The organism is uncultured Maribacter sp., from assembly GCF_963977385.1.
Taxonomy (GTDB): domain Bacteria; phylum Bacteroidota; class Bacteroidia; order Flavobacteriales; family Flavobacteriaceae; genus Maribacter.
Genome location: NZ_CAXBOU010000020.1, coordinates 55454 through 71053, shown reverse-complemented (window position 1 = coordinate 71053; position 15600 = coordinate 55454). Strand labels below are relative to the sequence as shown.

The window sequence follows — 15600 nt, the reverse complement described above, 5'->3', positions numbered from 1 at the left end:
ACTGCCTATGAAAGTAAAATACATAGTTTATAGTTTATTGATAATAGGGATTATTTCGTTGATTGTGTATCGAATCAATTCGAACAGTGAAATTGGGTCACCGAAGTCAACCGATGCTTTAGTAAAGACAACCAATGTAAAAGGTATGGTTTTACAGGCACAGCAGTTCAATGATAATATCTCCTTGTCCGGGACTATTGAGGCTAATGAACAAATAGAGATTAGAAGCGAAGTTTCTGGGGTAGTCGAAAGTATAAATTTTGAAGAAGGCAGTAAGGTTTCGCAGGGTCAAGTGCTGTTTAAAGTTAATGATATTGAACTACAGGCCCAATTATCTAAAGTACAGACGGCCCAAAAATTAGCTTTTGAAAACGAGCGAAGAGCAAAGCTATTATTAGAGAAACAAGCAATTAGTCAAGAAGAATATGAAATTGTGAGTGCAGATTTTCAGTCTGCTAGTGCCGAATCTGAACTAATACAAGCCCAACTTTCAAAAACCATTGTTCGCGCTCCATTTTCAGGAACTATTGGTTTACGTTCAATTTCCAAAGGAACTTATGTTACACCTGTTACTCCAATTGCAAAATTGGTTAATACGAGTAAATTAAAAATAACATTTTCTATACCAGAGAAGTATGCTTCGCAGGTTTCAATTGGTTCAGAATTAACCTTTTCGACATCAGATTCCAATGCGGAATATGAAGCAAAGGTTTATGCTATTGAACCAGAAGTTGAAATTGCCACACGGACCTTGAGAATGAGAGCCATTGCAGAGAATAAAGAAGGGAAGTTGTATCCAGGTACATATGCAAATGTAATTTTGCCTTTAGAGAGTGTTGATAACGCACTAATGGTACCATCAGAATCCTTAATACCAGTACAGAATGGTAAAAGAATTTTTATTTCGGAACAAGGAAAAGCTAAGGAAATAGATGTAGAAATTGGAGCTCGTACCGGAAATGAGGTTCGGGTATTATCGGGTTTAAAAGCAGGCGATACAATTTTAACTTATGGTGTTATGTCCTTAAAAAATGGTACTCCCGTTACAATAGACTTTAACAAACCACAAACTAGTTCTGCTGAGAAATGAATTTATCTACCTTAAGTATAAAGCGACCGGTTTTGACAATTGTAATGAACCTTACAATTGTTCTATTTGGAATTATTGGATATACATACTTAGGCGTACGTGAATTTCCATCTATTGATCCAGCACAAGTTTCGGTACGTACTACTTATTCGGGCGCGAATGCTGATATAATTGAATCTCAGATTACTGAACCTTTAGAAAAAGCTATTAATTCAATTGACGGAATTCGAAATATTACATCATCGAGTGTACAGGGTTCAAGTTCAATAAGCATCGAATTTAATCTAGATAAAAATTTAGAAGATGCCGCTAATGATGTTAGAGATAAGGTTTCACAAGCTGTTAGAAGCTTGCCTGATGACTTAGATGCGCCACCGGTAGTATCTAAATCAGATGCCGATGCACAGCGTATTCTGTCCATGACGGTTCAAAGTGATGGTAAGAATATTTTAGAACTATCTGATTATGCAGAAAATGTAATTGCTCAGCGTATAGAAACTATACCAGGAGTAAGTAGCGTTCAAATTTGGGGTCAACGAAGATATGCGATGCGTCTTTGGATAGATCCTTTAAAATTATCTTCCTACGGCCTTACAGTGTCAGATGTTCGTACGGCTTTATTGGCTCAGAATGTAGAATTGCCATCAGGTAAGTTAACGGGCGACAACACTGAACTAACGGTTAAAACAATTGGAAACCTAAATACCGAAGAACAGTTCAACAATATCATCATCATGGCGAATGGTGAGAAATTGGTACGCCTAAGTGATGTTGGTAAAGCCACGTTAGAAGGGGAGAATATGGAAACCAAAATGAGCGATTCTGGTCAGCCAATGGTTGCTACAGCGGTGATTCCCCAACCTGGAACAAATTATCTGGAAATTGCAGATGCGTTTTATGAGGAATATGAAAAGCTCAAGAAAGACTTGCCTGAAGGATTTAAGTTGAACGTGGTAATCGATGATACCGTTTTTGTGAGACGTGCAGTTACCGAGGTGGCAGAAACCCTTCTAATATCGATTATACTGGTAATTCTAGTGATTTTCGTATTCTTTAGAAACTGGTCCATGGCGCTAAGGCCATTAATAGATATTCCTGTTTCCTTAATAGCAACCTTTTTTATAATGTGGCTATTTGGTTATTCGATAAACGTATTAACATTATTGGCCATCGTTTTGGCTACGGGTCTTGTGGTAGATGATGGGATTGTGGTAACTGAGAACATCTACAAAAAAGTAGAGGAGGGCATGAGCCCGATAGAAGCTGCAATAAAAGGGTCTAATGAAATATTCTTCGCAGTTATATCTATATCTATAACCTTGGCGGCTGTATTTCTTCCTGTTATTTTCTTAGAAGGTTTCGTAGGCAGGCTCTTTCGGGAATTTGGTGTAGTACTAGGGGCTGCAGTATTAGTCTCTGCTTTTGTATCCTTATCCTTAACACCTATGCTTAATGCTTACCTTATTAAACCTGGTAAACAAAAGCAGTCAAAATTTTATCATTTTACAGAAAAGTACTTTTTGAAAATGAATCATTCGTACGCCGATTCTTTACGGAGTTTTATGAAAAGAAAATGGCTGAGTTTTCCTATTCTATTTGGTTGTTTGGGACTTATTGCACTTTTTTATGTTTTACTTCCCAAAGAAACAGCTCCTTATGACGATCGTAGTTTTGTTCGACTGAATGTAAATGCACCAGAAGGATCATCTTATGAATATATGGATCGTTTAATGACCGATATTACAGAGTTGATAAATGATTCTGTGCCTGAGAAAAAAGTAAGCCTTGTTCTTACTTCTCCTGGGTTTGGAGCATCTTCGGTAAATAGTGGTAGAGCTAATATCGCCTTAGTGGATCCTAGTGAGCGAGAACGTTCACAACATGAAATTGCGGAAGATCTAGGGCGTTGGGCAAAAGCCTATGTTGGCGGAAAATCAAATGTGTCTGAACGACCTACTATTTCAGTGAATAGAAGGGGAGGTCCTCCAATTCAGTTCATAATTCAAGCGCAGAATTTTAAAAAACTCGAGGAAAATATTCCAGCTTTTATGGCAGAGGCTGAAAATGATGAAACGTTTTCATTCGTAGATGTAAATTTAAAGTTCGATAAACCAGAAATTTATGTGACCATAGACCGTGAAAAAGCTGAAACTTTAGGGGTTTCAGTTATAGATGTCGCACAAACGCTACAACTATCATTAAGTGGTCAGCGATTTGGATATTTTTTAATGAATGGAAAACAATATCAGGTAATAGGCCAATTTGATAAAGAAGATAGGAATGCGCCAATGGATTTAACTTCCATATTTGTAAAGAATAAAGATGGACTTCTTATTCAACTAGATAACCTGGTACAAACTTCAGAACATAGTAGTCCACCACAATTATATCACAATAACAGATATATGTCGGCGACCGTATCGGCAAATTTGGCTCCGGGTAAAACTCTAAATGACGGTATAGCTGCAATGGAAAGAATTAAGGAAAAGGTTCTTGATGATTCCTTTACCACTGATTTAGGCGGAGAATCAAGAGATTTTGTTGAGAGTAGTTCAAATACATTGTTTGCTTTCGGATTGGCTTTGTTGTTGATATTTCTGATTCTTGCTGCTCAATTTGAAAGTTTTATAGATCCTTTCATAATAATATTGACGGTACCTATGGCAGTTGCTGGTGCATTATTTTCACTTTGGTTATTTGGTCAATCTTGGAACATCTTTAGTCAAATTGGTACTATTATGCTGATTGGTTTAGTTACCAAAAATGGAATTCTAATTGTAGAATTTGCTAATCAATTACGAGAACAAGGTTTAGAAAAAAGGGAAGCAATTTTGCAAGCATCAGAATCTAGATTACGGCCTATATTAATGACAAGTTTAACTATTGCGTTGGGTGCTTTGCCAATTGCACTGTCATTAGGTGCTGCGTCTACGAGTAGAATTGGAATGGGAGTGGTAATTATTGGTGGAACTATGTTTTCATTAATGCTAACCTTATTTGTAATTCCTGCCCTTTATATGTTATGGTCTAGGGAAAAAGTAGAAAGACCAGAGTTTAAAGCGCTTGAAACGTATTAGAATGAAGAACAATAAGTATATAGTCATTTTTTTAATTCTAATTGCTCTTAATTCTTATGGGCAAGAGGTGCTAACAATTCAAGATGCGGTAAAGACTGCGGTTGAGAATAATTATCAAATAATGACTGCGGACAATAATTTAAAGATAGATTCAATATCTGTAAGTCCTGGTTATGCGGGAATGTTACCTTCTTTAGAAGCCAGTTTAACTGATAATAATAGTGTTCAAAACCTCTCACAAACACGTTCAGATGGTTCGAAAGTTGAACAGGATAATGCAAAGAATAATAGTTTGAATTATGGTGTGGCCATGAATTGGACTTTGTTTGATGGATTACGAATGTTTGCCAATTTTGAACAACTGAAGCAAAATCAAAACTTGGGTGAAGCCGAATTAAAGCAAGTAATTCTTACCAAGGTAGGTGAGGTGATGATTACTTATTATGACTTAGTACAGCAACAGCAGCAATTATCAGCTTTAGATAGTACCATTTTAATTTCTAAACAACGGGTAGAATTAGCACAAAATAGATTTTCGATTGGTAAGGCATCTAAACTAGAAGTTTTGAATGCTAAGGTAGATCTCAATACCGACCTGACATTAATGCAGCGACAAAAGGAATTATACGCAAACACTAAAATTCAATTGAATCAGCAATTGGCGCGAGATTTGAAATCAGATTTTATTGTGGTGCCTGAAATTTTCGTTGATGACAGTTTATTATTTCCAGATTTAGAATCTTTGGTTATTTCTAATAACCCACAATTAAACGCAGAACGTATAAATAAACGAATTAACGAGTTAGAACTAAAACAAATAAAGGCGGCAAGATACCCGACCATTTACGCTACAACGGGTTATAATTTTGGTAGCTCAGAATCAAGTCTTGGTTTTACAACAAGTTCTAATTCAAGAGGATTTAATTACGGATTTGGTGCTACCTTGAATCTTTTTGATGGCTTTAATCAAAATAGAGATGAGAAGATAGGCAAGTTGGAGTTGCAGAATTCAGAGGTTGCTATAGCCCAACAACAGCAGCAATTATTGTCAATACTAGGAACTACGTATCAAACTTATTTAACGAACATAAGCCTTATTGAGTTAGAAGGTAGTAATGAAGCCATAGCAAAAGAGAATCTTGATATTACAGTAGAAAAATATAGAATAGGTATTATTCCAACTCTTGAGTTTAGAACCGCGCAATTGAATTATATAAATGCTAAGGTTCGTTTTAGTAATGCCAAGTTTCAAGCAAAATTATCAGAGATTATATTGAAACAATTATCAGGTGATTTAGATATATAGCGTGAAAGTAAAGGGTTGTCTAAGAACGAATTTTATAATTACGAATTCTCTAAAATCCATTTATTAAGCTCTTCCACATCTTTCTTTTTACATAATTCGGTTCCTGCTGTCATGGTGGCTGCAGTTCCGCAAGCAACCCCATATGTAGCCATTTCCCTTATAGATTTTCCTTGTGCTAAGGCTAAAACCATTCCGGCTACCATGCTATCGCCTGCACCAATAGTGCTTTTTTGAAATACAATTGGTGCCTTAATATGATTAACTTCATTATTTGCGACAATCATTGCGCCTTGTGGCCCCATCGAAATCACCAAAATCTCACAGGGGTTGTTCTTTATAAAATCTTTAGCAATTGATTCAAGTTCTACGTATGATATTTTTTCAATACCGCAAAGTGTAGCCAACTCACCCAGATTTGGCTTTAATAAATAAACTCCCTCATTAGCTCCTTTTATCAAAGCTTCACCTGATGTATCTAAAATATATTTTGCTTTATTCTTCTTGGCAATTTTAGAGATTTGCGCGAAAAAATCGATGGGCATTCCTAGGCAAAGGCTTCCACTAGCTACCAAAAAATCATTTTCCGATAAAACAGTATCCAATTGTTTTAAAGCACTTCTCCACTCACTATCCTTAACCACCGGACCTGGCATACCAAAGCGGTATTGCGCATTGTTTTTAGTGTCGGTCACTGCAAGATTCTCACGAACCCATCCAGAAATAGGAATAACCTGTTGTACTATATTTAATGCTGTCAACTGATTCTGTAGTTGGGTGCCAGTCGGTCCTCCTGCCATGTACATACAAATTGAATTACCACCTAATTCTTGAATTACCCTCGAAACATTAATTCCGCCACCACCAGGTTCGTAGACAGGAACGTTACATCGTAATTTACTATTTGGTTTTATGCCGGCAACAGTAGTGCTTTTATCAATTGCTGGGTTTACAGTAAGTGTAATAATTTTGTTCATGGCAGTAAATAATTCATGTTTTATATCAAATATAATTTGATGAGTTAATTGTAGCTATGACCAATGTCATTGGTGTAAACCATGTTCATAAATATCTTCGTTTAAAATAAGTAAGTATGAAAGGTATTTTGAGAATAGGAAGCGTTTCAGGGATAAAAATAGAAGTTCATTGGACATTTACATTACTACTCATTTGGGTTGCATTTTTAGAAATACAGCAGGGAAGTGACCTTAATCGAATTCTGCTAAATGAGGCACTTATATTAGTCTTGTTCTTTTGTGTAGTACTTCATGAATTAGGGCATGCACTTACCGCAAAAAAGTTTGGTGTGAAGACGAAGAATATTTTGTTGCTGCCGATTGGGGGAGTTGCTACTTTAGAAAAAATGCCAGAAAAGCCAGCACAAGAATTATGGATTGCATTGGCAGGTCCGGCAGTGAACGTAGTTATTGCTATTCTTCTTCTTTTGGTTGTGCCTGTACGAAGTTATTTTAATTTCGATTCTATCGTCTTAGAGGAAATGCTTTATGAGCCAACACTTCAAAACTTTTTGTTTTATCTTTTTGTAGCTAATGTGATGTTAGTTGTCTTCAACTTAATTCCTGCTTTTCCGATGGATGGTGGACGCGTACTTCGTGCGCTTTTGTCTTTTAAACTTGGTCGTGTAACGGCTACCAATATTGCTGCAAGTATTGGTCAAGGTTTGGCTTTTATCTTTTTTGTACTGGGACTATTTTTTAATCCTTTCTTAATTCTAATTGCTCTTTTTATATTTTTTGGAGCCTATGGTGAAAATCAAATGGTAAAACAAGGAGATTTGCTTAAAGGGCATTTGGTAAAGGAGGCTACTTTAACCAATATAACAAAATTGCAGCCGAGTAATAACTTAGAAGAGGTTATTGATATTCTACTGGCAGGAACAGAAAAAGATTTTGTGGTTGTTGAAAACGATAAAATTATCGGTATTCTAACGCAAAAAGATATCATAAAAAATGCAAAGAAACCTTTGGTTTTGGTTGGTGACATTATGCAGAAAAAATTTAAGACCGTTGATGTGACGACGGAAATCATGAAAGTATTGCAGATGATAGGTAAAGAAAAGAATAGCTTTTATCCCGTAGTGGAGAACGGTAAACTTATGGGTGCTATTGATACAACAAATATTAGCGAATTTATTCTTTTAAAAACTGCTAGTAGATAACTCTTTAATAAATGTATATGTTATGATTTTTAATCATGAAGATTGAAGAATTTGAAACCGATGTTAGTTTTTAAATGGTATCTACAGAAAAACCATTCATTAACTCAGATTCGATAGCTGACATTGATTTGCTTAGCGTATGTTTTGATTCTAATGCTTCAATGGCAGACTCATAGCCTAATTCAAATATTGCATCAATGTTTTTCATTGAAAACATTCCGAAATTTTCCAATCCTTTAGGACTTATTAGTAGATTACAGTCATCAAATTTAGACTGTGATTCATCGGCAAGTTTAATATGATACGCTCGTTCTACAATATTATATGCATGTTTAAGGTCCTCTATTTTAACTTTCTCGAAAGGGTTTACATATACACCAACAATTTGGTCGCAATACATTTTAATTAAGTCAACTGGAAAAGTGTTTAATGTGCCGCCATCTATATAATAATTATCATTAATATGAACAGGTGCGAAAAATCCAGGAACCGCTGCTGAAGCTAAAACAGGTTTAATCAGTTGCCCTTCATGAAATATTTTTAGCGTTCCATCTAATAGGTTGGTAGCTGTTATATAAAGAGGTGTTTTAAGGGCTGAAAAATTATCTACTGGGAAATACTTTTTTAGTTGGTCATAAAACTTAGTAGTATCTATAATTCCTGGCTTGTTTCTAGCATATTTATTAACAGAAAATAAGTCTACTGTTTTGAAGAATTCTAGCATTTCTTTCCAAGTACATCCTCCAGCATATAATGCTCCTACAATGGCACCAGCGCTAGTTCCAGCGATATACGATGGAAATATACGGTATTCTTCAAGGGCCTTGATAGCTCCTATATGTGCTACACCTCGCATTCCGCCACCAGAAAGAACTAATCCTGTTTTCATTTAAATCGCTTTAAACCTTAATTTCAATGGGCTTAAAAGTGTTAAGTCCAAAATTTATATGAGTAAAATGTGAGTATAATTTTACTGAAGTAATGATACTTTTTACGAGCGATGATACTGAGATTAAATTGCTGCTAATCTCGATTTCTCGACCTACGTCTATTACGAATAAAATTTAATGCTTTGCTTGAAATGAAAGTAATCAATAATCTTTTTAAGGTATCATTTTTAGTGAAATTTGTTCCAAGGCTATTGCGAAATAATTGCGGAACCAAATCTACTCTAGCGTTTTGAACATTAAGTTTCAGACTTTCTTGATTAATCTCGCGTTGAAGTTCTAAAATTTTCAAGCGCTTATCTATTTCTTCAAAAGATGTATATCCCTTTACCATAATTAGACGAAATAATATTTAGACAATTTTTTAAGAACAGGAGCATTCAATCGTTCTCTAAAGAGATAGAGTAAAATTGCAACTAGAATATAAAAGCCGGCTACAACAATAAAACCGATAAAATAGCTATTAAACACTTCAGATAAGCCTAGGCAAGCTGCAAATGATAAGAATAGCAATGCAAAAATAGAGCTTGTGCCTATCACTATAAACTTTAAGATACCTGTAACATGTTTCGATAAAATTTTAAAGATTTTAAGCCTATAGTATTCATCGCTATGTTCTATATATGACCTCATTTCGGTTTTCAGCCCCATGAGGTCATTTTTTAATTCTTCAAAAGCCATACTGACTATTTTTGTAGTTGAGCGTTCTTCGCTTTAAGGTCCTCTAGTTTTCGCTCTAATTTATCAATGATATCATCTGCCTTGTAGCTCATGGTAGAAATCGCCTCATCTAATTTTCTGTCAAATGCATCTTTCTTTTCGTTTGCAGTTTTGGTAAGCTCATCTTTTGCGTGAGAAACACGTTCAGATAAATCGTGACTAGTATCTTCTACTTTTCTTTTGATTTTATGACGGGTTTCTATTCCTTTGTCCGGAGCATAGAGTATACCTATTCCAGCTCCTATTGCTGCACCTGTTAAAAGCGCTAATAATACATTTCCGCTATCGTTTTGCATAATATTGATTTTTAAGTTATTATGAAATTTATATTTGAACCTAAATTTAAATACTTAAAAAGGTTTTGGAAATGACTTTCATCATAAACTATAATTTATGTTATATGTAAGTTCTTTTTTTTTTAAGTAAAACTTGTTATAAATACAAGTGAAGAATAATGTAAATTAATTGGAAGCAAAAAATTTACATGATAATATAATCTTTAATTAATTTAGTAAATTAAAAACTTGTTTTGCAATCTCTAATTCTTCATTCGTAGGTATTACCAATATTTTGACCTCAGAATCTTTTGTGTTTATCTCACGAATAGTAGATGATCTTAATTCATTTTTAGCATTATCTAAATGAAGATTGAAATAGTCCATTTCCTTACAAACTAGTTGGCGCATTAGACTTGAATTCTCGCCGATACCCGCTGTGAAAATGATTGCATCTAATCCGTTCATGGCTGCAGTATACGCACCAATATATTTTTTAATACGATAAGCGTTCATTTTTAAAGCTAAAACACAGTTAGTATTACCTTTACTGGCCTCGCTTTCAATATCTCTTAAATCATTAAAACCGGTAAGACCAAGCATACCACTCTTTTTATTCAAAATTTCATTCACTTCGTCTAAACTATAGCCTAAGGTATTCACCATATAAAAAATAATAGAATGGTCAATATCACCACTTCGAGTACCCATAATAAGTCCATTTGATGGAGCAAATCCCATACTGTGATCAATACTCACCCCATTTTTGATAGCTGTTATACTACACCCATTACCCAAATGAATAGAAATGAGTTTGGCATAATTATTTCCTAAATACTCCGTTGCTTTTTCAGAAACATATTTATGACTTGTGCCATGAAATCCGTAAGCCTGAATTCCCTTTTCATTATATAATTCAGTAGGTATAGCATATTTTTTTGCTTTTTCAGGTACCGTGCCGTGAAAGGCAGTATCAAAAACCGCTATTTGCTTTGCCGATTTAAAAAGTTTTTCGGCCATTTCAATACCTACCAGATTGGCAGGATTATGTAATGGCGCTAAGGGAGAGAACATTTTAATTTTATTCTTAACCTCATTGTCAATTAAAGTAGTTTCAGTGAATGCGCTGCCACCATGTACCACACGATGCCCAATAGCATCAATATCTTCGGTACTTTCAATGACCCCTTTTTCAGAATCCAGTAAAAGAGCTGTTATTCTTTCTAAACCTTCTTTATGATTTGTTATTTCGTAGATTTTTTCAATTTTATATTCTTGAGATTTAAATGTTGAAATAGATTCGGTACTACCGATACGTTCTATCATGCCTGCACAAATAACTTGGGCTGTAGGCATTTCTAAAAGTTGATATTTTATGGAAGAACTACCAGAGTTGATAATTAATATATTCATGAAAAGTAATTTTAAAGACCTTGTGCTTGAATTGCAGTGATTATTACTGTATTGAAAATATCATCAACCGTACAACCACGACTTAAGTCATTGACGGGTTTGTTAAGTCCTTGTAGCATTGGACCTATGGCCAAAGCTCCGGTTTCTCGTTGAACAGCTTTGTAGGTATTGTTACCCGTATTTAAATCAGGAAAAATAAAAACACTTGCTTGGCCGGCTACTTCAGAATCTGGCAATTTACTAAGTCCGACTTTTGCATCAACCGCTGCATCATATTGAATAGGACCTTCTACTTTAAGGTCAGGTCTTTTTTCTTTAATAATTTCTGTTGCCTTTCGTACTCTATCCACATCTTCACCTACACCCGAAGCACCTGATGAATAAGAAAGCATAGCGATTTTTGGTTCAATACCAAAAGCTGCACTTGTAGCAGCCGAAGAAATTGCTATTTCAGACAATTGTTCTGCTGTAGGGTTTGGATTTATTGCACAATCTCCAAAAACGGTAACCCTGTTTGGTAAACACATAAAGAAAATAGAAGAAACAATAGAAACATCTGGCCTAGTTTTTATGAATTGTAACGCAGGACGAATAGTATGTTGTGTAGTATGTACGGCTCCTGAAACCATTCCATCGGCATGGCCTTTGTACACCATCATAGTGCCATAATAAGATACATCTTCCATTAAATCTTTGGCCATTGCCAAATTCACGTTTTTATGCTTCCTTAATTCGAACAATGTAGTAGCATACTCAATAAATCGGTTTGATGTAGTAGGGTCAATGATATCAATAGTGTTAAGGTCTAAATCGATATCCAATTCTGTTATTTTAGCTTTAATCTGTTCTCTATTTCCTAGTAAGGTTATAGATACGGCATCAGCGTCGATAAGCTTTTTAGTGGCTAAAAGAATTCGTTCATCTAACCCTTCAGGTAAAACGATATGTTTTTTGGTAGATTTGGCTTTTTGAAGCAAATTATACTGAAACATTCTAGGGGTAATACCTTTTGCTTTAAATGTAATTAAACGTTCAGACAATTCTTTTGTTGGAACATATTTTTCAAATTCCTGAATTGAGGTAATTATTTTCTCAGTGTTATCGGCGTAAATACGTGGTCTAATCGTACCAATTTTATTGGTCACTGAAAAAGTTCCGCCTGCTACTGAAAGAATAGGGATAATATCAGATAATCCTTCTATTAATTTAATAATTGACTCTTCAGGAATGAGTCCGCCAGTTAGAACAATGCCTGAAAGATTGGGGTAATTGGTAGAAATATTAGCTTGTAAGGCACCCAAAATTATATCTGCCCGATCCCCAGGTGTAATCACCAAACTATCTTTTTTTAAGTGTGTTAGGTAATTACGTAACTGCATGGCACCAACACTAAAACCACCTACTTGATTGTTTATATAATCTTCGCCAAATAGAATTTTGGCATCTAATTCTTGAGCAAATTCCTTTACCGTTGGGCTACCGAGTACATTGTTTATAGGAATTGTACCGACCAATACATTGTTAGGTAATTTTTCTTTTAGACCATTAGTCACTATATCTAAATTCTCTGGTTTTACTTTATTAGCGATAATGAGTAAAACTTCAACACCTTTCTCCATAAATGAGTCATAGGCCATATATAGGTTACCTAATAGTTCATCTAAAGTCTTATTCTTTCCGCTGGCTAAAATAATTGCAGGGATACCTAAATTTTTTGCAATAAGTACGTTTATATCCCATTCAATGATAGCACCTTCCCCAGAGAAATCAGTGCCTTCTACTAATACAAAATCGAAGCGATTTTCAATGGTTTTGTATTTATGAATGATGTGACCAACGATTTCATCATCCTTATCTTTATTTTTTAATTGAACCACTTGGCTACGCGTATAGGCATAAGCTTCTTCTGGTTTCATATCTACATTAAAGTAACTTAGAACCGTATCAATATGGTTATCAATTTTACCATTTGGAACGTCATCTATAATAGGTCTGAAATAGCCTACTTTGGCAGTTTTGCCTAATAAAAGTTGCATAAGGCCCAATGAAACAATTGATTTTCCACTATTGGGTTCAGTGGTAACAATATAAATAGCTTTGCTCACGAGTAAAGAGTGTTGGTGTTTAACAAATTTATAGGATTCTTTGGCGATTATGAATCCGTATGATTTAAAATTATTATAATCGCCCGGTCATTTTTGATTTAACTAGCATAGTTAGTAATGAATTTGACATGGCCAAATATAGATATGGTTGGTTTATATAGAAATGACAATGCTCATACAATTTGTATGAGCATTGTCATTTTCATCATAAATACTTTAAACTACTTTCGATTAAGATATCAATAAGACATATATAATGCATGAAAAGTTTAAAAAGGACACTGATTCATTATTTCTAACGGAAGAACGTGCTTTTCTAGATGGACCTCGAAGTAGGTTTAAAGAGCTGTGGTTCACATTTAAAGTGCAATATCAGTTTATTAGAGCGTTTAGAAAACTACATTTTATAGGACCTTGTGTTACCGTTTTTGGTTCTGCTCGTTTTAATGAAAATAATGAGTATTATAAACAAGCTGAAGAAGTCGGAAAAGCACTATCTGAAATGGGGTTTGCCGTTATGACTGGTGGAGGCCCAGGTATTATGGAGGCGGCTAACAAGGGTGCTTTTCTCAATAATGGATATTCTATAGGATGTAACATTATTCTTCCTCATGAGCAGGAACCTAATCCATATTTACATAAATGGATTAACATTCCATACTTTTTTGTTCGCAAATTTCTATTGTTGAAGTACTCTTATGCCTTTGTGGTTTTGCCTGGTGGTATTGGTACATTAGATGAGCTTTTTGAGGCCGTAACTTTAATTCAGACCAAAATGATTCTCAATTTTCCTGTAATTATTTTTGGTAAGGAATATCATAAAGAATTATATCACCATATTAAAATAATGGCAGACAATGAAAGTATATCAAAGGAGGATATGGATTTAATGTTTTTAACCGACTCGGTAGAAGAAATGAAAGCCCATCTAAAAGAACATGCTGTTCAAAGATTCGGACTCATTAAAAAACCAATGAGAACAAGGTGGTGGTTTGGAGAAACTAAAATAAAATAGAAATAAAATAAGTTAAATTAATGAGAATCAGATTTATATATTTATTGGCCCTAATTTTTTCCTTGGTTTTTTTTATCTCTTGTCAGCCTAAAAAACAATCAAATTTAGAATCGGTACAAATAGATAGTTCCAAAATTTCAATGGTGTACAAGAAGAAAATAAAGGAACTAAGTGATGTACAGATTTTAAAGAATATAAGAGTAGGAGATTATTTTGAGTTTATGGATTCTGTAGTGAGTAAGTACGATTCGCTTGTGCCTTACTCTTTATCTGAACATCTTTTAGTTAGAAATAATCCATGGATTATAGATACTTTGGCAAATACTGATTATTACAGAATGATGGCACGAGATTCATTTGTTTATGACCAAAAACAAATGATTGTTCTTCCAAAAGGGAGCCAATTAAAGATTCCAGATTCTCTTAGCGCTTGTAAGTTGCTAGAAGATTTCTCTAATACCGAAATTGACGTGAATATTCCTGAATATAAATTACGGATCTTTCAAGATTCGATATTGTTATACTCGTTTCCAGTTAGGGTAGGTCAATATAGGGAACGCTATTTGAAATTTGGAGATAGGGTAACCGATTTAAGAACCAAAACAGGAAAAGGTAGCATTGTAAAACATGTAAAACATCCAGATTTTTACAATCCTGTTAATGGTAATCGTTTTTATGTAACGAGAAGAGATGATGGTAAAACAACTATGATGCCTCAAATTCCTTGGATAGAAACTGAAATCAATAATATTAGAAATGGTCAAATGATACATCCTACTACAAATCCTAATACCTTAGGTAAAGCTTATTCTAACGGTTGTATTGGGGTGGGGGAAGCAGATGCTTGGACGATTTATTATCATGCTCCATTAGGTACTAAACTAAGAATTAGATATGATTTAGAGACTTATGATGAGGGAATGGTCATTTCGGTATTTAAAGATGTCTATAATTTAACCGATTAGAATGATTATGAATTGTCTTTGTGATTGTTTTTAAAGTACCCCATATTAATAATTTTATTAATTTTACTAAAGTGAACAAACTGTTTTCCATACTATTATCATCGCTAATCATGTTGCAAAGTTTTGGTGTGCATTATGATGATATTGTTCAATTAGATGAATTAATCGAGCATGCGCAGTTTCATAGTGACCAGTATGGAGATAATATGATTGTTTTTCTTTCTAAGCATTACGGTGAATTAAAAGCAGACCACCAAAGAGATCATCAAGAAGAAAAGAAAGATCACGAAAAACTTCCTTTTAATCATAGTGCATCACATACTAGTGTTGCAGATGTTTTTATAGACACATATAAGTTAGAATTTAATACTATTGAATTGTTGGATTATAAGTCGCTTAATTTCTATTATCAAGCACTAAAATCTACATTACATTCACAAGGTATTTTGCAACCACCACGCATTTCATAATACAATCGATTTTTAATTTATTTAGTTCAAGTTCATAGGTA

At 34.4% G+C, this 15600-nt stretch carries 14 protein-coding genes; 7 read left to right on the top strand and 7 right to left on the bottom strand.

Annotated elements, in window-relative coordinates; genetic code table 11:
• The first annotated feature begins 7 nt into the window (after nucleotides 1-7).
• The 3 genes from AAC084_RS18215 to AAC084_RS18205 are packed head-to-tail and all read left to right on the top strand — an operon-like array spanning nucleotide 8 to nucleotide 5473.
• Nucleotides 8-1090, top strand: coding sequence for an efflux RND transporter periplasmic adaptor subunit (locus tag AAC084_RS18215; protein ID WP_339841686.1), 1083 nt, complete (start codon nucleotides 8-10; stop codon nucleotides 1088-1090).
• On the top strand, nucleotides 1087-4167 hold the full coding sequence (locus tag AAC084_RS18210; RefSeq protein WP_339841685.1) for an efflux RND transporter permease subunit: 3081 nt from the start codon (nucleotides 1087-1089) through the stop codon (nucleotides 4165-4167). Before AAC084_RS18215 ends, AAC084_RS18210 begins: the two co-directional genes overlap by 4 nt.
• 1 nt (nucleotide 4168) lies before the next feature.
• Nucleotides 4169-5473 (top strand): TolC family protein, encoded by a 1305-nt coding sequence (locus tag AAC084_RS18205; protein ID WP_339841684.1) that lies wholly within the window; start codon nucleotides 4169-4171, stop codon nucleotides 5471-5473.
• A 38-nt stretch (nucleotides 5474-5511) separates the two neighbouring features.
• On the opposite strand, the gene AAC084_RS18200 is transcribed toward AAC084_RS18205, so the two are convergent.
• On the bottom strand, nucleotides 5512-6447 hold the full coding sequence (locus AAC084_RS18200) for a 1-phosphofructokinase family hexose kinase (RefSeq protein WP_339841683.1): 936 nt from the start codon (nucleotides 6445-6447) through the stop codon (nucleotides 5512-5514).
• A 116-nt stretch (nucleotides 6448-6563) separates the two neighbouring features.
• Between AAC084_RS18200 and AAC084_RS18195 the strand changes: the two genes are divergently transcribed.
• Nucleotides 6564-7649, top strand: a complete 1086-nt coding sequence (locus AAC084_RS18195) for a site-2 protease family protein (RefSeq protein WP_339841682.1) — start codon at nucleotides 6564-6566, stop codon at nucleotides 7647-7649.
• A gap of 70 nt (nucleotides 7650-7719) precedes the next feature.
• On the opposite strand, the gene AAC084_RS18190 is transcribed toward AAC084_RS18195, so the two are convergent.
• The 6 genes from AAC084_RS18190 to pta form a co-directional block, all read right to left on the bottom strand.
• On the bottom strand, nucleotides 7720-8538 hold the full coding sequence (locus tag AAC084_RS18190) for a patatin-like phospholipase family protein (protein ID WP_339841681.1): 819 nt from the start codon (nucleotides 8536-8538) through the stop codon (nucleotides 7720-7722).
• A 134-nt stretch (nucleotides 8539-8672) separates the two neighbouring features.
• Nucleotides 8673-8930 (bottom strand): DUF6327 family protein, encoded by a 258-nt coding sequence (locus AAC084_RS18185; protein WP_339841680.1) that lies wholly within the window; start codon nucleotides 8928-8930, stop codon nucleotides 8673-8675.
• A 2-nt stretch (nucleotides 8931-8932) separates the two neighbouring features.
• On the bottom strand, nucleotides 8933-9277 hold the full coding sequence (locus AAC084_RS18180) for a phage holin family protein (protein ID WP_339841678.1): 345 nt from the start codon (nucleotides 9275-9277) through the stop codon (nucleotides 8933-8935).
• Nucleotides 9278-9282: 5 nt separating this feature from the next.
• Entirely contained in the window at nucleotides 9283-9612 is a 330-nt protein-coding gene (locus tag AAC084_RS18175) for a YtxH domain-containing protein (protein WP_339841677.1), read from the bottom strand.
• Between the two features lie 207 nt (nucleotides 9613-9819).
• Entirely contained in the window at nucleotides 9820-11004 is a 1185-nt protein-coding gene (locus tag AAC084_RS18170) for an acetate kinase (RefSeq protein WP_339841676.1), read from the bottom strand.
• A gap of 11 nt (nucleotides 11005-11015) precedes the next feature.
• The gene (gene pta, locus AAC084_RS18165; RefSeq protein ID WP_339841675.1) at nucleotides 11016-13109 is read right to left on the bottom strand and encodes a phosphate acetyltransferase; all 2094 of its coding nucleotides are present in this window, start codon (nucleotides 13107-13109) and stop codon (nucleotides 11016-11018) included.
• 256 nt (nucleotides 13110-13365) lie between these two features.
• Here pta and AAC084_RS18160 point away from each other — a divergent pair, with 256 nt between their 5' ends.
• The 3 genes from AAC084_RS18160 (at nucleotide 13366) to AAC084_RS18150 (ending at nucleotide 15559) form a co-directional block, all read left to right on the top strand.
• Nucleotides 13366-14124 carry a TIGR00730 family Rossman fold protein gene (locus AAC084_RS18160; RefSeq protein WP_339841674.1) on the top strand — a complete coding sequence of 253 codons (759 nt, stop codon included), beginning with the start codon at nucleotides 13366-13368 and terminating at the stop codon, nucleotides 14122-14124.
• 20 nt (nucleotides 14125-14144) lie between these two features.
• Nucleotides 14145-15089, top strand: coding sequence for a L,D-transpeptidase (locus tag AAC084_RS18155; protein ID WP_339841673.1), 945 nt, complete (start codon nucleotides 14145-14147; stop codon nucleotides 15087-15089).
• 110 nt (nucleotides 15090-15199) lie between these two features.
• The gene (locus tag AAC084_RS18150; protein WP_339841672.1) at nucleotides 15200-15559 is read left to right on the top strand and encodes a hypothetical protein; all 360 of its coding nucleotides are present in this window, start codon (nucleotides 15200-15202) and stop codon (nucleotides 15557-15559) included.
• Nucleotides 15560-15600 lie beyond the last annotated feature (41 nt).

What these genes read in the sequence shown, in the direction of transcription:
- AAC084_RS18215 (WP_339841686.1), top strand. Translation starts at nt 8, where the DNA reads ATGAAAGTAAAATACATAGTTTATAGTTTATTGATAATAGGGATTATT.
- AAC084_RS18210 (WP_339841685.1), top strand. Translation starts at nt 1,087, where the DNA reads ATGAATTTATCTACCTTAAGTATAAAGCGACCGGTTTTGACAATTGTA.
- AAC084_RS18205 (WP_339841684.1), top strand. Translation starts at nt 4,169, where the DNA reads ATGAAGAACAATAAGTATATAGTCATTTTTTTAATTCTAATTGCTCTT.
- AAC084_RS18200 (WP_339841683.1), bottom strand. Translation starts at nt 6,447, where the DNA reads ATGAACAAAATTATTACACTTACTGTAAACCCAGCAATTGATAAAAGC.
- AAC084_RS18195 (WP_339841682.1), top strand. Translation starts at nt 6,564, where the DNA reads ATGAAAGGTATTTTGAGAATAGGAAGCGTTTCAGGGATAAAAATAGAA.
- AAC084_RS18190 (WP_339841681.1), bottom strand. Translation starts at nt 8,538, where the DNA reads ATGAAAACAGGATTAGTTCTTTCTGGTGGCGGAATGCGAGGTGTAGCA.
- AAC084_RS18185 (WP_339841680.1), bottom strand. Translation starts at nt 8,930, where the DNA reads ATGGTAAAGGGATATACATCTTTTGAAGAAATAGATAAGCGCTTGAAA.
- AAC084_RS18180 (WP_339841678.1), bottom strand. Translation starts at nt 9,277, where the DNA reads ATGGCTTTTGAAGAATTAAAAAATGACCTCATGGGGCTGAAAACCGAA.
- AAC084_RS18175 (WP_339841677.1), bottom strand. Translation starts at nt 9,612, where the DNA reads ATGCAAAACGATAGCGGAAATGTATTATTAGCGCTTTTAACAGGTGCA.
- AAC084_RS18170 (WP_339841676.1), bottom strand. Translation starts at nt 11,004, where the DNA reads ATGAATATATTAATTATCAACTCTGGTAGTTCTTCCATAAAATATCAA.
- AAC084_RS18160 (WP_339841674.1), top strand. Translation starts at nt 13,366, where the DNA reads ATGCATGAAAAGTTTAAAAAGGACACTGATTCATTATTTCTAACGGAA.
- AAC084_RS18155 (WP_339841673.1), top strand. Translation starts at nt 14,145, where the DNA reads ATGAGAATCAGATTTATATATTTATTGGCCCTAATTTTTTCCTTGGTT.
- AAC084_RS18150 (WP_339841672.1), top strand. Translation starts at nt 15,200, where the DNA reads ATGTTGCAAAGTTTTGGTGTGCATTATGATGATATTGTTCAATTAGAT.